This window comes from Paracoccus saliphilus, assembly GCF_028553805.1.
Classification (GTDB): domain Bacteria; phylum Pseudomonadota; class Alphaproteobacteria; order Rhodobacterales; family Rhodobacteraceae; genus Paracoccus; species Paracoccus saliphilus.
This window is the reverse complement of sequence record NZ_CP067141.1, coordinates 199,584-212,560: the sequence shown is the minus strand read 5'-3', so window position 1 is coordinate 212,560 and position 12,977 is coordinate 199,584. Positions and strand designations below refer to the sequence as shown.

Sequence of the window (12,977 nt, the reverse complement as noted above, 5' to 3'; positions counted from 1 at the left end):
CTGGCTGCCGGAGGAGGATACGAGCGTAGTTGTACTGACCGAAGCTCCTGCGGTGTTGGATGGGGGTCGGATCGCTGATCCAATCGGATCCTGGCATTCGCCGCCACCGCTCGATGACGATGATACAGCCCTGTTTCGCTATGCGCTTGGTGAGGGACAGTATCTCCAGATCGTCGATTGCGCCATCGAAGATGGGACGGCCGTGGCGGCCGTCATTCCGCTCGATCTCGAAGGCTTTGACCGGCTCGAAGCCGTTCATCGACTTCTCTCGGCCCTGCATGGCCGGGCCATTCCACCCGACACGCGCCTGACCCGGCAGCAACACGCCCGCCAGCGCAGGATGCTGCGCGCTTTCGATGGCCACAGGGCCGGCGCAACGCAGCAGGAGATCGCACAGGCCATCCTGAAAGTCGGATTTCTTGACCGTGACGAATGGCAGGCATCCTCGGCGCGTCACGCCATCAAGGCGCTGCTGCGCGATGCCCGCGTCATGATCGCGGGCGGTTATCGAAAACTCCTGCGCCATCGCCGCCGACCCTAGCAGGTTTTTCCGCCCCGGCCGGTGGGCGATTTCAATACCCCCCAACTTCGCCCTGCAACTTGCCGACTCTCTTGCGCCACCGTGGGCGCGAACCGCCGCTGATCCTCAGCGGTCACCCGTAACGCTACAGAGGCCCGATCCATGTCCCACGCACACGCCCTACAATCACCGCGCTTCCTGCGCACCAAGGAGGCGGCCGAATTCCTGAGCCTTTCGGCCCGGACGCTCGAAAAGCACCGCACCTACGGGACAGGCCCTGTTTACCGCAAGCTGGGCGGTCGCGTCGTCTATGCGATCGACGAGCTTGTTGCCTGGGCTGACCGGGGAACCGTCACATCAACCTCCGATCCACGCGGTTCAGTCCTGCCCGCGAAGCGCCAGGCACTTCCGGATGTTCCGCAACCCGGCCGCTATGCAGGCTGACGACGGCCGGATTTCCTTATGGCAGTACGACATCCATCCCTTTCCGAGCGCGGACAGCTCGATCTGTTCAGGGCCCTTCCCGGCGATTTCGCGCCACGCGACGCGCAGGATCTCATGACCTACCCGTTCTTTTCCCTGTCAAAGACCCATCGGATCACACCGATCGATTTTGTTTCCGGCAACGTGGTCATCCGGGTCGAGGCGATCCCCGAATATGGCATGGCGACGATCTGGGACGCCGATATCCTGATCTGGGCAGCAAGCCAGATCGTCGAGGCGCGCGATGCCGGACTCCGGACATCCCGACTGATGGTTGCCACACCTTACGAGATCCTGAGTTTTATCGGTAGAGGCAATTCGGTACGCGATTATCGGCGCCTGAAGGCCGGGCTCGACCGCCTGCAATCCACAACCGTGAGCACGACAATACGTCAGCTGGCCGAGGGACGACAGCACCGCTTCTCCTGGATCAATGAATGGGAGGATCGCAGGGATGGCACCGGAAATCCGGACGGAATCGAGATGATCTTGCCGGACTGGTTCTATCAGGCGGTTCTCGATGACGCGCTGATCCTCACCATCGATCGGGCATTTTTCGACCTGACCGGCGGCATCGAGCGCTGGCTCTACCGTCTCGTGCGCAAACATGGCGGTCGGCAACGCCGCGGCTGGCGTTTCGATTTCCATCATCTGCATCAGAAATCCGGCAGCCTGTCTGCGTTCAAGCGCTTCGCCTTCGATCTGCGCGGCATCATTCGCCGTCAGGCATTGCCGGGTTACAGGCTGTCGCACGAGATCGATCCTGGCGGCCGATCGTTCCTCGCGTTCAAGCCGGTCGCGCCCTGTGGAAAACCTGTGAAACCGTACGTGCGAACGGGAACCCCTGAACCCGTGCCATCCGGAACCCGGGTCACGTGCGATTGGGAGCCGAGACCGGGGTTAAATGACCAAAGAATAACGGAAAATCGCGCCCGTAACTTAGAATCTAACGGACAGTCTAACACTGAAGAGGGCGGCCGCGCTGTGGAAAACTCCCGCCGCAGCACTGTCCGAAGCGTCGGCCTGGCCGAGAAAAAGAGCGAACTCTCCGATCAACCAGCAGGCAAAAAGAGCGATGCTTCGGCTTCCGAAGCGCCCGAATTTCCACAGCTGCTTCTGAAGCCGTCGGGGAGAAACCCATGAGTGCTGGATTCCCCGATCGGCAGAGCGACGTTATCAGTGTGGGTCGCGGTATAGAGCCTCCTGATGAGTTCACATGCGTCGAACTGACCTGGGTGGAGGGAAAGATCGAATACTGGATCAGGTTCGGTCATGCAGCCGGCACGCAGGTCATCGATCACAACCGGCGTATCGTTTTCTTCCCGCCCAATACCGTTTTTGCCTTCATCCGCTGGGCGGCGAATGATTACGGCACGGTGACCTCGCGAATCGATATTCTGCGAGCCGTCGCGCCGGGCGCGGCCTATCAGACGCTTCCTTCTGTGCGTTCGGGCGCCGAGATCCTGCTGAAGATCCATGGTTGGCCGAAAGTCGAAGAGGTGCTGTTGCATGTAGACAGGATCGAGGCCATCGGCATCGATCCCGCCGAGACCGATCCCGATCACTGGCGTCATGTCGCGCATTGGATGCGCGCGGGCGAGGCGCCGCGTGCTTACACGACCGCGCGCCATCGGGCATGGCTGCGCCGACGGGAGATTGTCCCATGACACGCAGAGGTTACGTCATGATCGCGATCGTCACCGTGCTCGGTATTGCTGTCGTCAGCGTGCTTCCGGTTGCCCCGAAACTGGTCTGGAACGGCACCGCCAGCGTGCCGATCGGGTTCTATCGTATCGCGCCGAGTGAAGCCCTTGCGCTCAACGATCTCGTCGCTGTCATGCCGCCTGAGCCGTTTGTCGGGTTCATGGTTGAGCGGGGCTATATCGGCCGTGAAACACCGATCTTGAAACATGTCATGGGGCTGCCCGGGCAGCGTCTCTGTCGCATTGGCCGCAATGTTACCATCGACGCCATCCCGCTCGGCGAGGCGCGCGAGCACGACAGCCGGGGCCGCGATCTGCCTGTCTGGCAGGGCTGCCGGCAACTCGCCGATGGCGACATCTTCCTGATGAATCCGGAGGCCGGTGACAGTCTCGACGGCCGTTATTTCGGCCCGTTCCCTGCCTCGTCGGTGATCGGCCGGGCTGTCCCGATCTTCACCCTTACGGACGGCACCGGCCGTCTCAACTGGCGCGGGTGACCGCATGTTCATCTCATTTCCAACCCCGCAAAGAGGAGACCATCACCATGGCACAAATCGGCCAATTCACCCGGACACCATCCGGTTATTCCGGGCGCATCCGGACACTCTCACTCGACCTGGAACTGACGCTCGTTCCGACCGAAAATCTCGAGAATGAGAATGCGCCAGCCTACCGGATTCATCTCGGCGATGAGGACGGACAGGAAGTTGGCGCGGGCTGGAAACATTCCGGCGAACGCGCGGGCAGGTTCATTGCCGTGTTGCTCGATGATCCCGTCTTCCAGCAGCCATTACGTGCCCGCCTGTTCCAGTCGGACGAGGAGGGCCGTGATTGGGGCCTGCATTGGACCCGCCCGAAAAAGCGCGGTGAACGGGAGGGGTCATGACCAATCTCCGCGTTCGCTTCGGTTCCGGAAGCTGCGGTGCGCACCGTCGCATCCTCATCCTTCTTCTTTCCGGCCTGACTTTTGCCACCGCACCGCCGCCGGTTCTGGCACAAAGTGTCGGGCCGACCCGCGCAGTCGGCGCGCATTCCTATGACGCATATATCGCCGAGGCATCGCAGCGTTTCGGCATTCCGCAGGCATGGATCGCGGCCGTGATGCGCGTGGAGAGTGCGGGCGATGTTACTGCCTTATCATCGGCAGGCGCGATGGGGTTGATGCAGGTCATGCCCGAGACCTGGGCGGGTCTGCGTATCCGTTATGGTCTTGGCGAAGATCCGTTCGATCCGCGCGACAATATCCTCGCCGGGACCGCCTATCTGCGCGAGATGTGGGACCGCTACCGCGATGTGGTGGCGATGCTCGCGGCCTATAATGCCGGTCCGGCGCGCTATGATGAATACCGCAGCACGGATCGTCCATTGCCCTCTGAGACCCGCGCCTATGTCGCGTCGCTGGCGCCCGTGTTGCGTGGCGAACGGCCGTCGGGTTCTGTTATTGCAACAGCCAAACCGCGGGACTGGCGTGAAGCGCCGCTCTTTGTTGCGCACGAGAATGGCGTTTCTGATGCGGCGCCAGGGTCGCCCGGCAACCAATCGGACAGTACCGATGCGTCCCTCTCGACAGCCCCCGAATCACCTGCCGCGTCTCTGACCGACGTGCTGTTCGTCGCCCGCAATGCCGGTGGGGACCGGCCGTGAGCATTTTTTCGGCTATGTGTACCCTATCGTATCTCGGCGCGCTATGGAGCGGGCAGGGGGCGCCGGCGGGCGTCACGACCGGGGCATGGCAGGATAAAAGCCCGCACGGTGCGGCTCAAGCGGGCGGTTGTTCTGGTTCATGTTTGCGGCGCGTTCCGCACCGTGCGGTGCCTTCGCGTACTGTGCGCGTAACGCTTAACTCTTTGACATTCTGCGCTGTTTTGCACCGTGTGGGGTTGTGCCATGAATGATGAGCGCGAATTCCGCATCCGTCCGGGGCACATCCGCTCGACCCGCGCTCAAGCGGCCCGGCCCTTTATCGCCCAGGCGCTGACTGCCGCGAAAAAGGCGGGTAGTGGCGTCTCCCGATCCGGCCGCGTTGTCTCCGGCAATCGCTCCCGTTTCGGGCGCGGCCGGCGTGCCAGCATCCAGGCCAATCGCCTCATCACGTCGCGTAGCCGGGGCGCCGTCATCAAGGCGCGCGTGGTCCGTCAGAATGCGCGATCCGCGCCACTGGGAACGCATCTCGGTTACCTGCGCCGCGAGGGCGTGACCCGGGACGGAGAGAAGGCGCGGCTGTTCGGGCCGGGCGAGGGGGAGGCCGATGGGCGCGCCTTTGTCGAGCGTTGCAGGCATGACCGGCATCATTTCCGCTTCATCGTTTCGCCGGACGATGCGGCGGGAATGTCCGATCTCAAATCCTTCACCCGCGATCTCGCCCGCCAAATGGAAAAGGATCTCGGCACCGGGCTGGACTGGGTTGCGGTAGATCACTGGAATACGGCGCATCCGCATGTCCATTTGATTGTGCGCGGCGTGCGCGATGACGGCCAGGACCTCGTGATCTCCCGCGACTACATCAAGGAGGGGATGCGGGACCGGGCGCGTGATCTCATCACGCTGGAGCTGGGGCCACGAACCGATCTCGATATCCGCCAGAGCCTCGAGCGGCAGATCTCTGCGGAGCGTTGGACCCAGCTCGATCGGCAGCTTCTTCGCGACGCCGGCAAAACCCGCATCATCGATCTCGCCCCGAGCCCCGACCGCCAGCCGACCGAGTTTCATGCGCTGAAACTCGGTCGGCTCCGCAAACTGGAAATATTGGGCCTCGCCGACCAGCTGGGCCCGGGTCAATGGTATATCAGGGATCGGGCCGAAACGGTTCTGCGGGAACTGGGCGCCCGCGGCGATATCATCAAGCGGATGCATCGCGCGCTCACCGAACGCGGCATCGAACGTGGTTCCTCCGATTACGTGCTGGCGGGGGAAAGCCTTGATACACCTGTCATCGGGCGGTTGGTGGAGCGTGGTCTCGATGACGAATTGAAAGGCACCGCCTATGCCGTGGTCGATGGCGTAGACGGTCGGACCCATCATATCAGGCTGCCGCATCTCGATGCCGCCGGTGACAGTGTGCCCGGCTCGATCGTCGAACTGCGCAGCTATGATGACGTACGGGGCAACCGCCGTGTCGCGCTTGCTGTTCGCTCCGATCTCGACATCGGCATGCAAGTAAGTGCCTCTGGAGCGACATGGCTCGATCGGCGAGCCGTGTCCCGCGATCCTATAGCACTTTCGGAATCCGGTTTCGGAGCCGAGGTCCGGCAGGCGATGAAAACCCGTGCTGATCACCTGCTCGACGCAGGTCTCGCCGAACGAAAAGGCGAGCGCGTCGTCTTCGCGCGCGGCCTGCTCAAGAGATTGCGCGACCGTGAAGTCAATGCGCTTGGCGACAAGCTTGCCCGCGAGACCGGCCTCCCGTTCAACCGCGCAGAGACCGGAGAATATGTCACTGGCACTTATCGTCAGCGATTCACGCTTTCTTCCGGGCGGTTTGCTATGATCGGCGATGGCCTCGGATTCCAGCTCGTGCCCTGGTCACCGTCGCTCGAAAAACAACTTGGCCGCGAAGTCTCCGGCGTCTCCCGCGGTGATGGCGGGGTCGATTGGGATTTCGGGCGCAAGCGTGGGCTCGGCCTCTGACAGCGAATGGAAAGGAACCATACACATGTCCGCGACCAGAATCCTCTGGGGACAGATCATCATCGTTTTCTTGATCATCCTCACCACCACATGGGGCGCCACGCAATATGTTGCCTGGAACTTCGGCTACCAGGCGCAGCTCGGTCCGCCCTGGTTCGAGATCTTCGGCGTACCGGTCTATTACCCACCGGCCATCTTCTGGTGGTGGTATTTCTTTGAAGCCTATGCGCCACCGATCTTTGCCCGGGGCGGAATCATCGCCGCCTCGGGCGGCTTCATCGCGATCGCGGTCGCCATCGGCATGTCGGTCTGGCGGGCGCGGGAGGCAAAGAACGTCGCCACCTACGGTTCAGCCCGGTGGGCGGGGAAAGGGGAAATCAGGTCCGCGGGGCTTCTCGGTCCCGATGGCGTCGTGCTTGGCCGCTACGAACGTGACTATCTGCGCCATGACGGTCCCGAGCATGTGTTGTGTTTCGCGCCGACACGATCGGGGAAAGGTGTCGGTCTCGTCGTGCCGACACTCCTGACCTGGCCGGGATCGGCGATCGTTCATGACATCAAGGGCGAGAACTGGCAGCTCACCTCTGGTTTTCGGTCGCGCCATGGCCGCGTCCTGCTCTTCGATCCGACCAACCCGCACTCCTCGGCCTATAATCCGTTGCTCGAAGTGCGTCGCGGTGAATGGGAGGTGCGTGATGTCCAGAACATCGCCGATATCCTGGTCGATCCGGAAGGCAGCCTCGAGCGGCGCAACCATTGGGAGAAGACCAGCCATGCGCTCCTCGTGGGTGCGATCCTGCATGTCCTCTATGCTGAATCCGACAAGACCCTGGCGGGTGTTGCCCGATTCCTCTCGGATCCGAAGCGTCCGGTGGAATCGACCCTGCGTATCATGATGCGCACTCCGCATCTCGGGGCCAAAGGTCCGCATCCCGTCGTCGCCAGCGCTGCGCGCGAATTGCGCAACAAGTCCGAGAACGAACGCTCGGGCGTGCTTTCCACGGCCATGTCCTTCCTCGGTCTCTATCGCGATCCGGTCGTGGCGCAGGTCACGCGGCGTTGCGACTGGCGGATCCGCGATCTCGTCAGCGGCGATCAGCCAACCACGCTCTACCTCGTCGTGCCGCCCTCGGACATCAATCGCACAAAGCCACTGATGCGCCTGCTGCTCAACCAAATCGGTCGGCGATTGACCGAGGACCTGCAGGCGAATGCCGACCGGCATCGTCTGCTCCTGATGCTGGACGAGTTTCCCGCTCTCGGCCGGCTCGATTTCTTCGAATCCGCGCTTGCCTTCATGGCGGGCTATGGACTCAAGAGTTTCCTGATCGCGCAATCACTGAACCAGATCGAGAAAGCGTACGGGCCGAACAATTCGATCCTCGATAATTGCCATGTGCGGGTGAGCTTCGCCACCAATGACGAGCGCACGGCGAAACGTGTCTCCGATGCCCTGGGCACCGCCACCGAGATGCGGGCGATGAAGAACTATGCCGGTCACCGGCTTTCGCCCTGGCTCGGGCATCTGATGGTCTCGAGACAGGAAACCGCACGCGCTCTGCTCACCCCCGGTGAAATCATGCAGCTACCGCCCGATGACGAGATCGTCATGGTGGCGGGGACGCCGCCGATCCGGGCGAAGAAGGCGCGCTATTATCTGGATGCGCGGTTCACGGAGCGCCTGCTCTCGCCGCCCGACCTGACCCATGAGGACAAACCCGCCGTCGATGCGTGGAGCCACGTGCTCTCTCCTGCTCGACCGGAGAATGTCGATGAGAAAATTCCGGATTCCTCTGACGACGAAGATCCGACAGCATCCGAGCGACGCCGACAGCCCGAGCTTGGCAGGGCAGGCACTACGGAGAAACAAATGCCAATCGAAAGCGAGTTCGAGTTCGGCTTGGCCGATGATGCGGCTGAGGAGGTCATCCGAAACCAGCAGATGTCCCGCCGGATGCGGGGTGTCGCACGGCAGGTTTCGATGGATCCCGATGACGGGATGGATCTGTAGCACATGGTCAATCCCCGGAAGAAAACAAAATTCACCGCCTATCTCGATCCGGAGGTGATGCGGATGCTGGCGGAATTCGCGGCGCGCCGTGACCGGTCGCAATCGATGATTGCCGAGGCTGCCATCGCCTCGTTCCTGTCGCCGGACGATGCGGAGCGCCGTGAGGCGATTGTCGCGAAACGCCTGGATCAGCTTGATCGCCGGATCACGCGGATGGAGCGCGATCTTGGTATTGCCGTGGAAAGCCTCGCGGTGTTCATCCGCTTCTGGCTTGCCACCACACCTGCATTGCCCGAACCGGCGGCGAAGGCCGCGCGCGCCAAGGCTGGCGAGCGATATGAGGCCTTCATCACCGCGCTTGGTCGTCGGCTGGCGCAGGGACCGAAACTTCGGCAAGAAATATCGGAGGACAAGGACGGATCAGAGTCATGAAAGGATCCGCGATATTCGATCAGTAATGCGTGTCCGGTTTGCCTTGAGGAAAACCGTGACGCGCGCGTTACCCGCTAAGCCTATTTCTGCCGTTCTTTCGATTTGGTTTGAAACACGGAAATGACGTTTCGTAAGCTTCTGACCCGATTTCGGCCTCTATCTGCGGGATCATTCGCCCCTTACCCGTCATTTGGCAGGAACGGACACCGCAGCGATCTCTAAATAGACGATCGCCCGATAATGCTTAACGCAGGATGAGGCAGGGGCGGGCTGAACTCGTATGGTGTCGCGGTTTGATGAGAACGTGTTGGCCGATGCCTGTTATCAAATGCGCTTGATAGCAGATGCTTGGCGGCAATGCTGTTTGATGTCAGAATGCGGCCATATTCTGTTGCCAAACTTCCTTGGTGTGATTAGGTTGGCGTCAAAACCCGTTGATAACAGAATTGGCGTTAAAATGGCCATCAAACCCTATGATCTGACAGAGGCCGTATTCTATCATACCGGCGCTTTTCCCCCGGCCAGCCTCGACTACGAGTCCCTTCTTGGGCCGCTCGAAGAAGCCGCGGCGTCCCTTGCGCGGTACGATGCCAAGATGTCAGGCATGGTGAACAGCGAGTTGTTCCTCGCCCCCCTGCGTCGACAGGATGCGGTCACATCCTCCCGAATGGAGGGAACGATCTCGACCATCGAGGAACTTTACCGGCTGGAGGCCGAGGAAGACGCAGGCAGCGCAGATCCCTATCGCGAGGCCAGAAACGACGATATCGAGACCTATCTCTACTCCCGCGCCCTGCGGAATGCCCAGCAAGCGCTTGCCGAGGGAGCGCCGCTTGGCGAATACCTGATCCGGACAGCCCATCAGCAGCTGCTTTCGTTTGGCCGCGGCGCCCGCAAGCGTCCCGGAAGCTACAAGGTCGAGCAGAACTATATTGGGGACGAACGGCGGGGAAAGATCTCCTATGTCCCGATTGCTCCCGAGCATCTTGGCCCAGCGATGGCCGAGCTCGCGCGCTATATCAACGAAAGCACGATGCGGCCGCTGATCCGCACAGCCATAGCGCATGTCGAATTCGAGGCCCTACACCCATTTGAAGACGGCAATGGTCGGATCGGCCGTATGCTGATTACCCTGATGCTGTGGAAGCTCGGCGTCCTGCATCAGCCGAACTTCTTCGTCTCGGGCTATTTCGAGGCCCATAAGGACGAGTATATCGAGCGGATGCGCGCGGTCTCGGCAACCGGCGATTGGACTGGATGGGTTACATTCTTCCTCCAGGCCATGCACGCGCAAGCGACGGTCAATATCCAGACGGCAGATGCGATCTTCGGACTGCACAGTGAGATGCGCGAACGCTTCCGTGACGTGCTGAACTCGCAGTTCCATGATCAGGCATTGGACTTCGTATTCGCCAGTCCGATCTTCCGAAACGACCGGTTTGTCGATCGCTCCGGAATCCCGCCATCTTCGGCACGCGCGCTGTCACGCCGCCTCGTCGAAGCTGGCCTGTTGCGCACGATCGAAGCAGCCTCGGGGCGTCGCGCCGCCATGTATGCCTTTGATCCACTACTTGATCTGCTGAAAGTCTGAAGCGTTTGGGGGAGACATATCATGAGTTGTTCTGATCAGGAGCTCGATCGCCTTGATAAGCTCCTGTCGGCTTTGCCGCAGGAAAACTTTCCCATGACGTTGAGCGAACTTGATGGCTATGTGACTGGAATCCTGGCCTGTCCCGATCTTGTCCCTCCCTCCGAATGGCTTCCACATGTCTGGGGTGAGAACGGTGAGGCCGATTTCCCGGATTTGACGACGGCCGAAGAAACGATTTCGGCCGTGATGGCGCATTACAATTCAGTCGCATCGGAGATGACGAAGACTCTTTGGATCGAACCTGTCTATGAGGTGGATCCGAACAGTGACGAGACGCTCTGGGAGCCATGGGTCGATGGCTTCGCCTGGGCGCTGCGTTTGCGTCCCGAAGCCTGGCAGACCGTGCTCGAACAGGCCGATGACGAGACGCGATCATCGCTGATCTTCCTGTTTGCCCTGCAGGACATCAACGAGGGGATCAGCAAGTTCACCGATGAAGAGATCGATGAGATCGACCTCCAGGCACCTGATCTGATTCCCAACTGCGTGGCCGCGATCCTGCTCGTGTCGCGGCCCGAGCTTGCAAAGGGTGCCGGAAACGTCTCCCATGGCCCGGTCCGGAGCAAACGCCCTGGCCGGAACGATCCCTGCCCCTGCGGTTCGGGACGGAAATACAAGCAATGTTGCGGGGAGAACTGACAAGCGCGGGCGATTATCAAGCTGCAAGCATCACATTTTACGTCGTGGCCTTCCAGAATTGCCGGGAATGCATTGGCGAAGATCGGGCAGCATCCGCGTAGCCGCGAAATCATCGGGATAATCGAATCAACCGGGAAGCCTGGTCGCATGCGTGAATTGTCGAGATGAAGGGCAAAACCGCCGTTTTCCTGTAAATGCACGCCAGACTACGACGCCCGTCCAAAACCTGTTGAAACGCCGCAAAATCAGGTTCTTTTACTTGTCCCCGATCCAGGGTCGCCTGTTGAAGGCGCCCGCAAGCGGAACGGGGACGGCATGGACGACCATCATCGGAAGCCGGAGGCGATACGGCGGGGCGCGCGAATGCTCCGTACCGCGCTCGGGCCGGCGATCGCCCGGTTCCTGGAGGATCCCGTGACCGTCGAGGTGATGCTCAACCCCGACGGGCGGCTCTGGATCGACCAGCTCTCAGAAGGCCTGTGCGACACGGGTGAGTGGCTTTCGTCCGAGGATGGCGAACGGATCATCCGGCTGATCGCGCATCATGTCGGTGTCGAGACCCATGCTGGTGCGCCGCGCGTCTCGGCCGAACTACCGGAGACGGGCGAGCGCTTCGAAGGGCTGTTGCCGCCGGTGGTCGCCGCGCCCAGCTTCGCCATCCGCAAACCTGCCATCGCGGTCTTCACGCTCGACGATTACGTCGCCTCCGGGATCATGACCCGGCTGCAGGCCGAGGCGCTGCGATTGGGCGTGGCGACGCAGGCCAATATCCTCGTGGCCGGCGGCACCTCGACCGGCAAGACGACGCTGACCAATGCGCTGCTCGCCGAGGTGGCGAAGACCGATGATCGCGTGGTGCTCATCGAGGATACCCGCGAGTTGCAATGCGCGGCACCCAATCTGGTGGCGATGCGCACGAAGGAGGACGTCGCCTCGCTGTCTGACCTGGTCCGCTCGGCGTTGCGCCTGCGCCCGGACCGGATTCCGATCGGCGAGGTGCGGGGTCCGGAAGCGCTCGATCTGTTGAAGGCCTGGGGCACCGGCCATCCGGGCGGCATCGGGACGATCCATGCCGGCACCGCGATCGGCGCGCTGCGCCGGATGGAACAGCTCATCCAGGAGGCCGTGGTCACGGTCCCCCGCGCGCTGATCGCTGAGACTGTGGATCTGATCGCCGTGCTCTCGGGGCGCGGAGCCGCGCGCCGTCTTGCCGAGCTCACCCGCGTCCATGGGCTCGGCCCGGACGGCGATTACCGCATCACCCCCGTCATCCATCCGGAAGGAGATCCCGCATGATCCGTCATGCCATGCGCATTCGCTATCATATCGCCACCGCAGCTACCGCCACCTGGATCAGCCTCACGGCCCGGGTCGCCCATGCTTCGGGTTCCTCCATGCCCTGGGAGGCACCGCTGCAATCGATCCTTGAATCCATCGAGGGGCCGGTCGCCAAGATCATTGCGGTGATCATCATCATCATGACCGGGCTGACGCTGGCCTTCGGCGATACCGGCGGCGGCTTCCGGCGGTTGATCCAGATCGTGTTCGGGATCTCCATCGCCTTTGCGGCCAGCTCCTTTTTTCTCAGTTTCTTCAGCTTCGGCGGCTGGGTCCTGGTGTAATGGCGGCCGTTTTCGAGCAACTCGACGCGGTGCCGGGTTTCTCCGTCCCGGTGCATCGCGCCCTCACTGAGCCGATCCTTCTCGGCGGCGCGCCGAGGTCCATCGCGATCCTGAACGGCACGCTGGCCGGGGCCATCGGCCTGGGCCTCCAGCTCTGGCTCGCCGGGCTGGTGATCTGGGCCCTCGGCCACATCGCCGCCGTCTGGGCGGCGAAACGCGATCCGCTCTTTGTCGAGGTCGCGCGGCGGCATCTGCGTGTCCCCGGTCATCTGGCGGTGTGAAGGCGTGG

15 protein-coding genes are annotated in these 12,977 nt (G+C 61.9%); all 15 read left to right on the top strand.

Annotated elements, in window-relative coordinates:
• Positions 1-52 precede the first annotated feature (52 nt).
• The 15 genes from JHX88_RS22050 to JHX88_RS21980 all read left to right on the top strand — a co-directional run bounded on the left by JHX88_RS22050 (position 53) and on the right by JHX88_RS21980 (position 12,969).
• On the top strand, positions 53-541 hold the full coding sequence (locus tag JHX88_RS22050) for a DUF2285 domain-containing protein (protein ID WP_272848302.1): 489 nt from the start codon (positions 53-55) through the stop codon (positions 539-541).
• 141 nt (positions 542-682) lie between these two features.
• On the top strand, positions 683-964 hold the full coding sequence (locus JHX88_RS22045) for a helix-turn-helix transcriptional regulator (protein WP_076528664.1): 282 nt from the start codon (positions 683-685) through the stop codon (positions 962-964).
• 18 nt (positions 965-982) lie between these two features.
• Positions 983-2,146 carry a replication initiator protein A gene (locus tag JHX88_RS22040; RefSeq protein ID WP_076528663.1) on the top strand — a complete coding sequence of 388 codons (1,164 nt, stop codon included), beginning with the start codon at positions 983-985 and terminating at the stop codon, positions 2,144-2,146.
• Positions 2,143-2,670: a DUF2840 domain-containing protein gene (locus JHX88_RS22035; protein WP_076528661.1), complete on the top strand. Its 528-nt coding sequence runs from the start codon at positions 2,143-2,145 to the stop codon at positions 2,668-2,670. Before JHX88_RS22040 ends, JHX88_RS22035 begins: the two co-directional genes overlap by 4 nt.
• Complete coding sequence (locus JHX88_RS22030) at positions 2,667-3,203, top strand: S26 family signal peptidase (protein ID WP_076528659.1); 537 nt, start codon at positions 2,667-2,669, stop codon at positions 3,201-3,203. Before JHX88_RS22035 ends, JHX88_RS22030 begins: the two co-directional genes overlap by 4 nt.
• Positions 3,204-3,250: 47 nt before the next feature.
• A complete protein-coding gene (locus tag JHX88_RS22025; protein WP_076528657.1) occupies positions 3,251-3,592 on the top strand; it encodes a DUF736 domain-containing protein in 342 nt (113 codons plus the stop codon).
• Complete coding sequence (locus tag JHX88_RS22020; protein WP_076528655.1) at positions 3,589-4,350, top strand: lytic transglycosylase domain-containing protein; 762 nt, start codon at positions 3,589-3,591, stop codon at positions 4,348-4,350. The genes JHX88_RS22025 and JHX88_RS22020 overlap by 4 nt, the downstream gene beginning before the upstream one ends.
• Positions 4,351-4,593: 243 nt before the next feature.
• Positions 4,594-6,333 (top strand): relaxase/mobilization nuclease domain-containing protein, encoded by a 1,740-nt coding sequence (locus JHX88_RS22015; protein WP_076528653.1) that lies wholly within the window; start codon positions 4,594-4,596, stop codon positions 6,331-6,333.
• Positions 6,334-6,358: 25 nt separating this feature from the next.
• Complete coding sequence (locus JHX88_RS22010) at positions 6,359-8,344, top strand: conjugal transfer protein TraG (protein WP_076528651.1); 1,986 nt, start codon at positions 6,359-6,361, stop codon at positions 8,342-8,344.
• Positions 8,345-8,347: 3 nt separating this feature from the next.
• Positions 8,348-8,776: a CopG family transcriptional regulator gene (locus JHX88_RS22005; protein WP_076528650.1), complete on the top strand. Its 429-nt coding sequence runs from the start codon at positions 8,348-8,350 to the stop codon at positions 8,774-8,776.
• A 457-nt stretch (positions 8,777-9,233) separates the two neighbouring features.
• A complete protein-coding gene (locus JHX88_RS22000; RefSeq protein ID WP_076528648.1) occupies positions 9,234-10,367 on the top strand; it encodes a Fic family protein in 1,134 nt (377 codons plus the stop codon).
• Between the two features lie 93 nt (positions 10,368-10,460).
• Positions 10,461-11,066: a UPF0149 family protein gene (locus JHX88_RS21995; RefSeq protein ID WP_419182376.1), complete on the top strand. Its 606-nt coding sequence runs from the start codon at positions 10,461-10,463 to the stop codon at positions 11,064-11,066.
• 315 nt (positions 11,067-11,381) lie between these two features.
• Entirely contained in the window at positions 11,382-12,362 is a 981-nt protein-coding gene (trbB, locus tag JHX88_RS21990) for a P-type conjugative transfer ATPase TrbB (protein WP_076528645.1), read from the top strand.
• Positions 12,359-12,688: a TrbC/VirB2 family type IV secretion system protein gene (locus JHX88_RS21985; RefSeq protein ID WP_076528642.1), complete on the top strand. Its 330-nt coding sequence runs from the start codon at positions 12,359-12,361 to the stop codon at positions 12,686-12,688. Before trbB ends, JHX88_RS21985 begins: the two co-directional genes overlap by 4 nt.
• Positions 12,688-12,969 carry a VirB3 family type IV secretion system protein gene (locus JHX88_RS21980; RefSeq protein WP_076528640.1) on the top strand — a complete coding sequence of 94 codons (282 nt, stop codon included), beginning with the start codon at positions 12,688-12,690 and terminating at the stop codon, positions 12,967-12,969. The genes JHX88_RS21985 and JHX88_RS21980 overlap by 1 nt, the downstream gene beginning before the upstream one ends.
• Positions 12,970-12,977 lie beyond the last annotated feature (8 nt).

Coding starts and splice junctions, on each gene's coding strand:
- JHX88_RS22045 (WP_076528664.1), top strand. CDS start 683: ATGTCCCACGCACACGCCCTACAATCACCGCGCTTCCTGCGCACCAAG.
- JHX88_RS22010 (WP_076528651.1), top strand. CDS start 6,359: ATGTCCGCGACCAGAATCCTCTGGGGACAGATCATCATCGTTTTCTTG.
- JHX88_RS21985 (WP_076528642.1), top strand. CDS start 12,359: ATGATCCGTCATGCCATGCGCATTCGCTATCATATCGCCACCGCAGCT.
- JHX88_RS22040 (WP_076528663.1), top strand. CDS start 983: ATGGCAGTACGACATCCATCCCTTTCCGAGCGCGGACAGCTCGATCTG.
- JHX88_RS22030 (WP_076528659.1), top strand. CDS start 2,667: ATGACACGCAGAGGTTACGTCATGATCGCGATCGTCACCGTGCTCGGT.
- trbB (WP_076528645.1), top strand. CDS start 11,382: ATGGACGACCATCATCGGAAGCCGGAGGCGATACGGCGGGGCGCGCGA.
- JHX88_RS22000 (WP_076528648.1), top strand. CDS start 9,234: ATGGCCATCAAACCCTATGATCTGACAGAGGCCGTATTCTATCATACC.
- JHX88_RS22020 (WP_076528655.1), top strand. CDS start 3,589: ATGACCAATCTCCGCGTTCGCTTCGGTTCCGGAAGCTGCGGTGCGCAC.
- JHX88_RS22005 (WP_076528650.1), top strand. CDS start 8,348: ATGGTCAATCCCCGGAAGAAAACAAAATTCACCGCCTATCTCGATCCG.
- JHX88_RS21995 (WP_419182376.1), top strand. CDS start 10,461: ATGACGTTGAGCGAACTTGATGGCTATGTGACTGGAATCCTGGCCTGT.
- JHX88_RS22035 (WP_076528661.1), top strand. CDS start 2,143: ATGAGTGCTGGATTCCCCGATCGGCAGAGCGACGTTATCAGTGTGGGT.
- JHX88_RS22015 (WP_076528653.1), top strand. CDS start 4,594: ATGAATGATGAGCGCGAATTCCGCATCCGTCCGGGGCACATCCGCTCG.
- JHX88_RS22025 (WP_076528657.1), top strand. CDS start 3,251: ATGGCACAAATCGGCCAATTCACCCGGACACCATCCGGTTATTCCGGG.
- JHX88_RS21980 (WP_076528640.1), top strand. CDS start 12,688: ATGGCGGCCGTTTTCGAGCAACTCGACGCGGTGCCGGGTTTCTCCGTC.